Source organism: Streptomyces sp. E2N166, assembly GCF_003671715.1.
Lineage (GTDB): Bacteria > Actinomycetota > Actinomycetes > Streptomycetales > Streptomycetaceae > Streptomyces > Streptomyces thinghirensis.
This window is the reverse complement of the sequence record NZ_RAIF01000006.1, coordinates 585,776-596,728: the sequence shown is the minus strand read 5'-3', so window position 1 is coordinate 596,728 and position 10,953 is coordinate 585,776. Positions and strand designations below refer to the sequence as shown.

Here is a 10,953-nt window from a genome sequence, read left to right as displayed (position 1 = left end):
CCCGTCTGGTACTGCGCCACGGCGCCGATCACCTCCTGCAGTGGGGATATCAGGAAGAACACGTACAGCAGGAACGCGACCAGCGTGCCCACGTCCACGGCCCCGGTCGCCACCCGCGCCCCGCCCACCGCCAGCACCGTGATGAAGGCGATCTGGATGGCCAGCCCCGCCGTGTTGCCCGCCGCCGCGGACCACTTGGCGGCCCGCACGCTCTGCCGCCACGACTCCTCGGCCGCGTCGTGCAGCGCCCGCTCCTCCCGGTGCTCCGCACCCGACGCCTTCACCGTGCGCAGGGCGCCCAGCACCCGCTCCAGCGCGGCCCCCATCACACCGACGGCCTTCTGGGCCTCCTTGCTCGCCCGGTTGATGTGCGGCGCGATCAGCCCGATCACCGTCCCCGCGCCCGCGATCACCGCCAGTGTCACCCCGAGCAGCACCGGATCGACCAGCCCCATCATCACGATCGTCGCCACCAGCGTGAGCCCGCCGGTGCCGAGGCCGACCAGCGACTCGGAGGTGACCGTGCGCAACAGCGTCGTGTCGGAGGTGATCCGGGCCATCAGGTCACCGGGCTCGGTACGGTCCACGGCCGCGACGCGCAGCCGCAGCAGATACGACGACAGGGTGCGCCGCGCGTCCAGCACCACCGACTCGGCGGTGCGCCGCAGCACGTAGGAACCCAGGGCGCCCACCACCGCGTTGGCAACGACCAGACCCGACATGGCGAGCAGCGCGCCGGTGATGGCGCGGTCGTGCGACAGGTCGTCGATCAGGCCGCGGGCCACCAGCGGCAGCAGCAGCCCCGTCCCTCCGGTGAGCAGCGAGAGCAGCGCGCCTGCGAACAGCGCGCGGCGGTGCGGCCGGACGTACCCCAGCAGCAGCCGCCAGGCGGGCGGACCGGACTCCGTCTCTGCGATGCTCACGACGCTCCTTCGATGGCTGGACGGACGGACGGACGGGCGGACGGGCGGACGACTCAGGTTATGTCGCCCTGTCGTCGGCCCGTACCGATCAGTTGAGCGTAGGGTCGGAGTGATTCATCGAGTGGCCGAAGAAGGAGTCCAGACCATGGCGCAGGAAGTACGCGGCGTGATCGCACCGGGCAAGGACGAACCCGTGCGGATCGAGACGATCGTCGTGCCCGATCCCGGACCTGGCGAGGCCGTGGTCGCCATCCAGGCCTGCGGGGTGTGCCACACCGACCTGTACTACAAGCAGGGCGGCATCAGCGACGAGTACCCGTTCCTGCTCGGCCACGAGGCCGCGGGCGTCGTGGAGTCCGTCGGCGCCGGCGTCACCGACGTGGCCCCCGGCGACTTCGTGATCCTCAACTGGCGCGCGGTGTGCGGCAAGTGCCGGGCCTGTCTGCGCGGGCGGCCCTGGTACTGCTTCGACACCCACAACGCCGAGCAGAAGATGACCCTCGCCTCGACCGGCCAGGAGCTCTCCCCGGCCCTCGGCATCGGCGCCTTCGCCGACAAGACGCTGGTCGCCGCCGGACAGTGCACCAAGGTCGACCCGGCCGTCTCCGCGCAGGTGGCCGGACTGCTGGGCTGCGGGGTGATGGCCGGTATCGGTGCCGCCATCAACACCGGCAACGTCGGCCGCGGTGACACGGTCGCCGTCATCGGCTGCGGCGGCGTCGGCGACGCGGCGATCGCCGGTTCCCACCTGGCCGGGGCGGCGAAGGTGATCGCCGTGGACATCGACGACCGCAAGCTGGAGACCGCCCGCTCCATGGGCGCCACCCACACCGTCAACTCCCGCGAGAGCGAACCCGTCGAGGCGATCCGCGAACTGACCGGCGGCTTCGGCGCCGACGTGGTCATCGAGGCGGTCGGCCGCCCGGAGACGTACCAGCAGGCCTTCTACGCCCGGGACCTGGCCGGCACCGTCGTCCTCGTCGGCGTACCGACCCCCGAGATGAAGCTGGAGCTGCCGCTCCTCGACGTCTTCGGACGCGGCGGATCCCTGAAGTCGTCCTGGTACGGCGACTGCCTGCCCTCCCGCGACTTCCCGATGCTCATCGACCTCCACCTCCAGGGCCGCCTGGACCTCGGCAAGTTCGTCACGGAGACCATCCAGCTCGACGAGGTCGAGAAGGCCTTCGAGCGGATGCACGCCGGCGACGTGCTGCGTTCGGTGGTGGTGCTGTGATGGCCGCCCGCATCGAACGCCTCGTCACCTCCGGACAGTTCAGCCTCGACGGCGGTACCTGGGACGTCGACAACAACGTCTGGCTCGTCGGCGACGACCACGAGGTGATCGTCATCGACGCCGCCCACGACGCCGCCGCGATCGCCGAGGCCGTCGGGGACCGCAGGCTGACGGCCATCGTGTGCACCCACGCCCACAATGACCACGTCAACGCCGCGCCGGCCCTCGCCGAGCGCACCGGCGCCGTCATCTGGCTGCACCCCGACGACCTGCCGCTGTGGCACCAGTCCCACCCCGACCGCGACCCCGACGCCTGGCTGACCGACGGCCAGGTCATCGAGGCCGCCGGCGCCGATCTGACGGTCCTGCACACCCCCGGACACGCCCCCGGCGCCGTCTGCCTCTACGACCCGGGTCTCGGCGCCCTCTTCAGCGGCGACACCCTCTTCCAGGGCGGGCCCGGCGCCACCGGACGCTCCTACTCCCACTTCCCGACCATCATCGACTCGATCCGCGACCGGCTGCTGGTTCTCCCGCCGGAGACGAAGGTCCACACCGGCCACGGCGACCCGACCACCATCGGAGCCGAGGCCCCGCAACTGGACGAGTGGATCAAGCGCGGGCACTGACCCTTCGCGGGACACGCGGGACACGCGCAACGCGGGACACGCGCAACGCAGGACACGCGTAAAAGGTGACAGAAGATGTCCGGCTTCCCGGGCACTCTCGATCACGACATCGCTCGTGCGGGAGAGAGACGGGAGCCGGACATGGCAGGGTCACCGGAAGAGTCATTGGAGAAGCCGCTGGCGGGGAGGGTCGCACTCGTCGCCGGGGCGACCCGGGGCGCTGGACGCGGCATCGCCGTCGAACTGGGCGCGGCCGGCGCAACCGTCTACGTCACCGGCCGCAGCACCCGCGCCCGGCGCTCCGAGTACGACCGTCCCGAGACCATCGAGGACACCGCCGACCTGGTCACCGAGGCCGGCGGCCGGGGCATCGCGGTACCGACCGACCACCTCGACCCGGCGCAGGTCGCCGCACTCGTCGACCGCGTCGCCCGCGAACAGGACCGCCTCGACATCCTGGTCAACGACATCTGGGGCGGCGAGAACCTCTTCGAGTGGGAGAATCCCGTCTGGGAGCACGACCTCGACAAGGGCCTCAGACTCCTGCGGCTCGCCGTCGAGACCCACGCCGTCACCAGCCACCACGCACTGCCGCTGCTGCTGCGTCGCCCCGGCGGACTGGTCGTCGAGGTCACCGACGGCACCGACGACTACAACCGCGACCACTACCGCGTCTCCTTCTTCTACGACCTGGCCAAGACGTCGGTCCTGCGCATGGCCTTCGCCCTCGGCCACGAACTCGGCCCGCGCGGCGCGACGGCCGTCGCGCTCACCCCCGGCTGGCTGCGCTCGGAGATCATGCTCGACCACTTCGGCGTACGCGAGGAGAACTGGCGCGACGCCCTCGACCGCGTCCCGCACTTCGCCATCTCCGAGACGCCCCGCTACGTGGGCCGCGCCGTCACCGCCCTCGCCGCCGACCCGGACGTGGCGCGCTTCAACGGCCGGTCCCTCTCCAGCGGCGGCCTCGCCCAGGAGTACGGCTTCACCGACCTCGACGGCAGCCGCCCGGACGCCTGGCGCTACGTCGTCGAGGTGCAGGACGCGGACAAGCCCGCCGACGTCACCGGTTACCGCTGACGGGCGGCAGCGGCCAGCGGGCCGCGTGTCCCGGGGGGAGGGCCAGGTCCTCCCGTACGGCCGTGTAATAGCCTTCGCGTCCGGCGCGCTGCCGCTCCAGCAGGGTCTGCCAGGCGTCCGGGTCACGCGTCCCCTCGCGCAGGAAGCCCTCCATCTCCAGCACCGTCACCACCCACGCCCGTGCCTTCTCCACCACCTCCCTGCTGCCGAGCAGGAGCAGCGCCTCCCCGGCGGGGTCCCGGGCGAGGGTGGCCTCGGCCTGGGCCGGCGCGGCCTCCTCGGGGCTCAGCGGGTGCGGGTGCGGGTCGTTGCCGAGGTGGGCGGCGACCCGGTACGCCAGCGTGACGGAGGCCTTGAGGGTCCGCGCGTAGTCGGCGTAGACCGCGAGCCTGCGCTCCTCCCAGCGGGCCGCGGCCTCACTGCGGAACCGGGCCCGGTCACTGCGGACGACGGCGAGATAGGAACCGAGCGCTCCGACGACCACACCTATGAGCGCGGGGAGTTGCTGCAAGAACGCGGACATGGGGGCACGCTATCTGCCCGCGTGATCGTCGCGGCAGTACCGTCGGGCCATGACGGACACAGGGCGATTCACCGACCACCGAGTACTGATCACCGGCGCCGCCCGGGGCATCGGCGCGGCCACCGCACGCCGGTTCGCCGCCGAGGGGGCGCGGGTGCTTTTGACCGACGTGGATCCGACCGCGGCGCGGCGCACGGCGGAGGAGCTCACGGAACAGGGCCTCATCGCGGAGGCGTTCGGCTGCGACGTGGCCGACCGGGCGTCCGTCGAGGCGGCCGTCGCCCACGCGGTGGACACCTTCGGCGCCCTGGACGTGCTGGTCAACAACGCCTACGCCTGCTCGCCCGACGCCCCGCTCTTCGAGGACGAACCCGACGAGGTCTGGGCCCGCGACCTCGACGTCACCCTCACCGGCGCCTACCGCTGCTGCCGCGCCGCGCTGCCCCACCTCGCGGCCTCGGGGCGCGGCGCGATCGTGAGCGTCGGCTCGGTCAACGGCGTCCAGGACTTCGGCAACCACGCGTACAGCGCCGCCAAGGCGGGGCTCGGCTCCCTGACCCGCACCCTCGCCGGACACGCGGCCGCGCGCGGCGTCCGCGTCAACCTCGTGACGCCGGGCACCGTGCGCACCACGGCCTGGGAGGGCCGCGAGGACGACCTCGCGGCGGTCCGGAGGCTGTACCCGCTGGGGCGGGTCGGCGAGCCCGAGGACATCGCGGCGGCCGTGGCCTTCCTCGCCTCGCGGGACGCGGCCTGGATCACCGGCACCACGCTGGTCGTCGACGGTGGTCTGACCGCGGTCAACACCGGGTTCCGGCAGGCGGTCCAGGAGTGGGGCGACAGGGACTGACGGCCGGGCGGCGGTCCGAGAACGCCCGGTGGCGTTTGTCACCGTTCGGTCGCGACGTGGGCGCGGCAGGCAACCGAAGGCACCGGGCGGCGGTCTAGCAGGCGGGGAGCACACCCACCGCTTCGACGCGAAAGGCTGACCGGCCATGGGGGACACACGCAGACGGGGAGCCGTCGCACTCGGAGTCACCGCACTGGTGGCACCGCTCACGCTCGCGCTCGGCGCCGCACCGGCCCAGGCGGCGAGCTGCACCACGCAGACGGGCCCGTACCAGAAGAAGGTGGAGAAGTTCCTCGGCCGTCCGGCCGACGGCAAGCAGTCCACCGCCGACTGCAAGGCGATCCGCGCCTTCCAGACCAAGCACGGCATCAAGCCGAACATCGGCTACGCGGGACCTGTCACCTGGGGTGTGATGGACCTGATGACGAAGCAGAAGGCCGTCGGCAAGAACCCCAACAAGTCGGGCAAGTGCCCCGTCAACAAGGGCCGTATCGCCTGCGTGAACCTCACCCTCCAGCTGAGCTGGATCCAGGACGGCAAGAAGGTCGTGTACGGTCCTGTGCCGGTCCGCACCGGTCGCAACGGATACGAGACCCGCACCGGCCTGAAGAAGGTTTACTGGCGCAACATCGACCATCACTCGACCATCTACGACGTGCCGATGCCCTACAGCCAGTTCTTCGACGGCGGCCAGGCCTTCCACTCGGCCGGCGTCAGCATGTGGAACCCGCCGGGCTCGCACGGCTGCGTCAACATGACGAAGACCGACGCCAAGAAGTACTGGTCGCTGCTGAAGAAGGGCGACGACGTCTACGTGTACGGCCGCAAGCCGGGCACCTGACGGTCGTCCCCGGGCACCCGGCTCGCGCGGCCGCGTCACAGCTCCGGCGCGTCCCCGAAGTCCGGGACCTCCAGCCTGGTCCCGCCCTGCCGCGCGGAGTCGTGAGCGACGATGCCCGGCAGGGTGTAGCGGGCGGCGACCCAGGCGTTCACGGACGGCAGGGTCCGGGAGTTCACCGCCGTCACGAAGTCGTCCACCAAGAAGTGGTGGCTGCCCTCGTGTCCGTTGTGCATCTCGTCGAACGCCCTCGGCAGCCGCGCCCTGTCGTGCACCGGCGCCGAACCCGAGGTGAAGGCGGCCCGCAGCTCCGGAGCGACGTGCCGGAGGGACGGGTCGCCGGGCGACATGGTGGGCTTGGGCTCCAGCAGCTCGCTGATGTCCTCCACCCCGCTCTTGTCCTGCCACAGGGCCACCGTGGCGAGCTGCTCCATGCTCGCCTCTGTGCCGAAGAAGCGGAAACGGGACTCCCGGATGTGCGAGGGATAGCCGACCCGCCGGAACTCGTTCGTACGGAACGACCCGCCGCCGGCCACCTCGAACAACGCCGTCGCGTTGGAGACGTCGTTGTCGAACCGGCTCACCGACCGGTCGAAGACCCCGTCCCCGCGCTCGTCCACCACTCCGAGCGCGGAGACGCTGACCGCGTGCGTCTGCCAGGCGCCCAGCACCCCGCCCACCGAGTGCGTCGGGTACAGCAGCGGCGGATAGCTGGCGGTGGCCTTCCACTCCTCGCCGCCGCTGTACCGGTACGCGTCGTAGAAGCCCAGGTCCATGTCGTGGACGTAGTCGCCCTCGGCGTAGAAGAGCCGCCCGAAGGCGCCCTCGGCGATGCGGTTGCGGGCGTGCACGGTCGCCGGGTTGTACTGGCTGGTCTCGCCCATCATGTACGTCAGTCCGGTCGCCTTGACCGCGTCGATGATCTCCGCGATCTCCTGGGTGCTGATCGCCATGGGAACCGCCGAGTAGACGTGCTTGCCCGCGCCCAGCCCTTGGAGCACGAGCGGGCCGTGGGTCCAGCGCTGCGTGAAGACCGCGACGGCGTCCACCGCCTTCGACTCCAGCATCGCCTCGTAGGCCGGGAAGGTGCCGCTGAGGCCTTCGGCGGCGGCGAGCCGCTCGGCCCGCTCCGGCAGCAGGTCGGTGACATACACGTCGCTCACACCTGGGTGGGCCAGGAACAGCCTGGCGAACTGGCCGGAGAACTGGCCGGCACCGACGATGCCGAGGGAGAACGTCATGAATGGCGTGCCCTTCACGGGGATGGTCATGGGGAGACTCCCTCTCATCCGACGGATCGGATCACTTACTTTTGATGTGGAACAATCATCGCGTCAAGGGGTGGCGCGAGTATCCTCTCTCGGGGTCGAAATCGATCTGGGCTGGTTTTTTAGTTCCGAGATGGAAGAAAGCGAGGCTCGACCGTCATGACCACGAGTGCCGAAGGCTGGCTTCCGCTGAGCCCCGGCGAACGCTCCGTGGCGATCGAGGTGCTCGTGCACGGGCCGATGTCCCGTACCGAGATCGCCCGGCGGCTCGCTCTCTCCCCGGGCAGCCTCACCCGGCTGACCAAGCCGCTCCTCGAGTCGCGGCTACTGGTCGAGGTCCCGGAGGCGGGCGCGCCGGCCGGGGTGCGGCAGGGCCGGCCCTCGCAACCCCTCGACGTGGTCGCCGACTCCCGGTACTTCCTCGGCTTCAAGATCACCAGTGACATGGTGTACGGCGTCGTCACCACCCTCAGAAGTGAGATCGTCGCCCGCCACAACCGTCCGCTCACCACGCACGACCCCGTCGACGTCGCCGAGCTGGTGGCCGCGATGACCCGGGAACTGTCCCGTGACCGGCCCCGGGTCGCCGGCATCGGCATCGGTGTCGGAGGGCTCGTGGAGGGCCGCGCCGTGGTCGGCGAGTCACCCTTCCTGGGATGGCGGGGCGTTCCGCTGGCCGGACTCGTCGAGGAGCGCACCGGGCTGCCGGCCGTCGTCGAGAACGACACCGCCGCCTTCGTGGAGGCCGAGACCTGGTTCGGGGCGGGGCGCGGTCTGGACCGGTTCGTCGTCCTCACCATCGGCGCCGGCGTCGGTTACGGACTCGTGCTCGGCGGCAAGCGGGTGCCGTACTCGGGGGGCGAGGACCGCGGGTTCGGCCGCCACTGGATCCTCGACCCGCACGGCCCGCTCACCCCCGACGGCCGACGCGGCAGCGCCGTCTCACTGCTGACCATCCCCAACATCCGCTACCAGGTCAGGGCCGCCACCGGCCGGGACTGGAGCTACGAGGAGATCCTCGCGTCCGCCGCCGAGGGTGAGCCCATGCCCGCCCGGGTCGTCGAGGAGGCCGGGCGTGCCCTGGGCACCCTGGTGGCGCAGATCGCCAACTTCGTGATGCCGCAGAGAATCCTGCTCGCCGGGGAGGGGGTCGGCCTGATGGACGTGGCCGGTGATGTGGTGGAGGACACCATCCGCGACAACCGGCATCCGCAGGCCGAGCCGGTCGGTCTGGAGATCAAGGTGTCCGACTTTCACGACTGGGCGCGCGGTGCCGCCGTGCTGGCGATCCAGGTGCTGGTGCTGGGGGCCGCGCTGGTGTGAAGTGGTGGGCCGCGTGCGGCGGAACACAGTCGCTGTGAACCAACTCACCCGTAGGCCTTGACAGATGAGAAGATCGACGTGACCAGTAACACGGTCTGGTATGTCCGTTTGGTTCGCCATTACTCACATCGTCTTCACGCCGGGCGCCGTATGCTTCACAGCATGTCCACCACTGTTGAACCCTCCTCCGAGCGATCGGCTGCCGAGGTCAACGAGGAGATCCGGGCCCTGTGGCTCCGGTCGGGCGGGACACTGAGCGTCGAGCAGCGCGCGGAGTACCAGCGGCTGGTCATGGAGTGGGCCACCGCGGCCCCGGAGCCCGTGCAGGCCGCCTGAGCGGCTGAGGCTCCCCGGCGCGTCGGAGCCCCGGCCCTGGGCGCCCCCTCGGGATGGGTGCCCTTCTCGCACTGGCCTCGGCCGTCTGCTACGGCGTCGTCACCTTCCTCGGTCAGGTCGGCGGGCTCGTGCTCGCCTGCGTGGCCGCCCTCCTCGTGACCACTCCCGGCGTCGTCCGCACCGCGGACCTGCTGTGGGGCGCCCTGCGCGGCGTGAGCAGCGGCGTCGCCATGCACTTCCTCAACCGGGGTCTGAGCCGCGGCGCGACGAGCGTGGTGGTGCCGGTGAGCGCCGTCACAGTCGCCGCCGTACTCCTGCCGCTCCCCGCCGCCGCCCGGTACACCGGGCGCCTGCGGCTGCCGTCGCGCCGGTGCGCCGCCGCGCCGAGGCACTGCTGATCGGCGCCGGTGCCGCGCTCGGCCCGATCCTGTACCTCCTCGCCGCCCAGCGGCAACCGCTGTCGGTCGCCGTGGTCCTCACCTCCCTCCACCCGGCACTGTCCGTCGTCCTGGGCCTCGCCCTCCTCCACGAGCGGGTCGACCGGCGGCAGGCCGTGGGCGTGACCGGCGCGGCGGCCACGGTGCCGCTGACGCTGGGCTGAGCGCCGGGACCACGTGTGCGGCGTACGTCGCCGGCCCGCGCCCGGACACGGGTGGCCCGTCGGGGCGGCCGAGGGCGGGCGCCGGTCCGTGTCCGCCCCACGGCTCAGCCCCATGTCGCCGAGTAGTGGCGTCGATAGGCCTTGCGGTCCTGTTCCGCGCGGATCCACCGGGTGGCCACCAGGGCGATCAGGCTGCCCGCGACGACGAGCATGCCCGGGCCGACGTTGCGGCGGTCGGTGAGACGGGAGAGCAGGGTCGAGCCGTTGACGCCCGTCACGGGCGCCGCGGCCCCGGGCGTCACGGCACCCGGCACGGTTTCGCCACCGCCACCGCCACCGCCACCGCCGCCACCGCCATTGGCGGCCGGTGAGGAGGGCGTGGCGCCGGACCCCGCCCCTTCCCGCGCGGAGACGATCAGCTCAACACCAAGCGACTTCATGGCCTCCGGCAGCGGCTGGAAGAACGTCGTACCTCCCTTGTCGCAGTCGCCGCTGCCGCCCGACGTCACACCGAGCGCGACGCCCTCGGAGAACATCGGCCCCCCGCTGTCCCCGGGTTCGGCGCACACGTCGGTCTCGATGAGGCCGGTGACCGTGCCCTCCGGGTAGTTCACCGTCGCGTCGAGCGCGGACACTTGGCCGTCGCGCAGCCCGCTGGTGCTGCCGCTGCGGAACACCCGCTGTCCGACGGCCGGTTCACCCGCACCCGTGATCCGCACCCCCTTGCCACCACCGACCGCCACCACGTCGGCGCCGTCACCCGCCTTGCCGTTCGCGTACTCCACAAGGGAGAAGTCGTCCCCGGGGAAGCTCCCGGCGACCGTCTTGCCGACCTGCCGGTCGCCCCCGTCGTCGCCGAACCAGACGGACCCCGTCGGCCCGCAGTGGCCGGCGGTGAGGATGAAGTCGTTCTGTCCGTCGGTCACGTTGAAGCCCGCCGAGCAGCGTCCCGCCGTGGACAGGATCGGCTCCGCGCCGTTCAGCCGAGTCGTGAACGTGCCCTCGGTCCGCTCCATGCGGACGAAGCCGCCGATGTCCTCCGCGACGCCCGTCAGCCGGGACCAGTCGGACCCGGAGACGGTGCTGTCACCCCGTACCACCACCTCGTTCGACCGGTAGTCGAGGGCCCACGCCGTACCGGGCACCCGGGGCGCCGAACGCAGCGTCGAGGCAGCCGACTTCAGCTCGGACATGCTGTGCCGCACGAGCTTCGCCTCCGCACCGGCTCGCCGCACCGCCTCGGCCGTGCTCTCGTCGGTGACCGCGACGACCGGCCGCCCGTCGGAGCCGACCCAGTGGCCCGCCGTACGGGACGCACCCAGCCGTGCCACGAGGCCGGCGCCGGTAC

General features: G+C 71.6%; 13 protein-coding genes. 9 read left to right on the top strand and 4 right to left on the bottom strand.

Translation table 11 applies throughout. From position 1 onward, the window contains the following. Positions 1 to 923 (bottom strand): ABC transporter ATP-binding protein (locus tag EBH09_RS03115; RefSeq protein WP_193776166.1); only part of this gene is annotated, 923 nt, incomplete at its 3' end. A 145-nt stretch (positions 924 to 1,068) separates the two neighbouring features. Between EBH09_RS03115 and EBH09_RS03110 the strand changes: the two genes are divergently transcribed. From EBH09_RS03110 to EBH09_RS03100, 3 genes are all read left to right on the top strand, one after another. Further along, positions 1,069 to 2,157, top strand: a complete 1,089-nt coding sequence (locus tag EBH09_RS03110; RefSeq protein ID WP_121745471.1) for an S-(hydroxymethyl)mycothiol dehydrogenase — start codon at positions 1,069 to 1,071, stop codon at positions 2,155 to 2,157. Then, entirely contained in the window at positions 2,157 to 2,786 is a 630-nt protein-coding gene (locus EBH09_RS03105) for an MBL fold metallo-hydrolase (protein WP_121745470.1), read from the top strand. Before EBH09_RS03110 ends, EBH09_RS03105 begins: the two co-directional genes overlap by 1 nt. Positions 2,787 to 2,927: 141 nt before the next feature. After that, on the top strand, positions 2,928 to 3,866 hold the full coding sequence (locus tag EBH09_RS03100) for an SDR family oxidoreductase (protein ID WP_121746209.1): 939 nt from the start codon (positions 2,928 to 2,930) through the stop codon (positions 3,864 to 3,866). On the opposite strand, the gene EBH09_RS03095 is transcribed toward EBH09_RS03100, so the two are convergent. Beyond that, the gene (locus EBH09_RS03095) at positions 3,850 to 4,389 is read right to left on the bottom strand and encodes a hypothetical protein (protein ID WP_121745469.1); all 540 of its coding nucleotides are present in this window, start codon (positions 4,387 to 4,389) and stop codon (positions 3,850 to 3,852) included. The genes EBH09_RS03100 and EBH09_RS03095 overlap by 17 nt on opposite strands. A gap of 49 nt (positions 4,390 to 4,438) precedes the next feature. Between EBH09_RS03095 and EBH09_RS03090 the strand changes: the two genes are divergently transcribed. Then, complete coding sequence (locus tag EBH09_RS03090) at positions 4,439 to 5,239, top strand: SDR family NAD(P)-dependent oxidoreductase (protein ID WP_121745468.1); 801 nt, start codon at positions 4,439 to 4,441, stop codon at positions 5,237 to 5,239. Between the two features lie 145 nt (positions 5,240 to 5,384). Further along, positions 5,385 to 6,080, top strand: a complete 696-nt coding sequence (locus tag EBH09_RS03085; RefSeq protein WP_121745467.1) for a L,D-transpeptidase family protein — start codon at positions 5,385 to 5,387, stop codon at positions 6,078 to 6,080. Positions 6,081 to 6,115: 35 nt separating this feature from the next. On the opposite strand, the gene EBH09_RS03080 is transcribed toward EBH09_RS03085, so the two are convergent. Further along, on the bottom strand, positions 6,116 to 7,318 hold the full coding sequence (locus tag EBH09_RS03080; RefSeq protein ID WP_121746208.1) for a Gfo/Idh/MocA family oxidoreductase: 1,203 nt from the start codon (positions 7,316 to 7,318) through the stop codon (positions 6,116 to 6,118). 186 nt (positions 7,319 to 7,504) lie between these two features. Here EBH09_RS03080 and EBH09_RS03075 point away from each other — a divergent pair, with 186 nt between their 5' ends. The 4 genes from EBH09_RS03075 to EBH09_RS38510 all read left to right on the top strand — a co-directional run bounded on the left by EBH09_RS03075 (position 7,505) and on the right by EBH09_RS38510 (position 9,605). Next, positions 7,505 to 8,668: an ROK family transcriptional regulator gene (locus tag EBH09_RS03075; RefSeq protein WP_121745466.1), complete on the top strand. Its 1,164-nt coding sequence runs from the start codon at positions 7,505 to 7,507 to the stop codon at positions 8,666 to 8,668. A 150-nt stretch (positions 8,669 to 8,818) separates the two neighbouring features. After that, positions 8,819 to 9,004, top strand: coding sequence for a hypothetical protein (locus EBH09_RS03070; protein ID WP_121745465.1), 186 nt, complete (start codon positions 8,819 to 8,821; stop codon positions 9,002 to 9,004). A gap of 53 nt (positions 9,005 to 9,057) precedes the next feature. After that, positions 9,058 to 9,402, top strand: a complete 345-nt coding sequence (locus tag EBH09_RS38515) for a hypothetical protein (RefSeq protein WP_238697165.1) — start codon at positions 9,058 to 9,060, stop codon at positions 9,400 to 9,402. Then, the gene (locus EBH09_RS38510; protein ID WP_238697164.1) at positions 9,375 to 9,605 is read left to right on the top strand and encodes an EamA family transporter; all 231 of its coding nucleotides are present in this window, start codon (positions 9,375 to 9,377) and stop codon (positions 9,603 to 9,605) included. The genes EBH09_RS38515 and EBH09_RS38510 overlap by 28 nt, the downstream gene beginning before the upstream one ends. Before the next feature lie 104 nt (positions 9,606 to 9,709). On the opposite strand, the gene EBH09_RS03060 is transcribed toward EBH09_RS38510, so the two are convergent. Continuing rightward, on the bottom strand, positions 9,710 to 10,953 hold a 1,244-nt coding region (locus EBH09_RS03060), incomplete at its 5' end, for a S1 family peptidase (protein WP_153182596.1).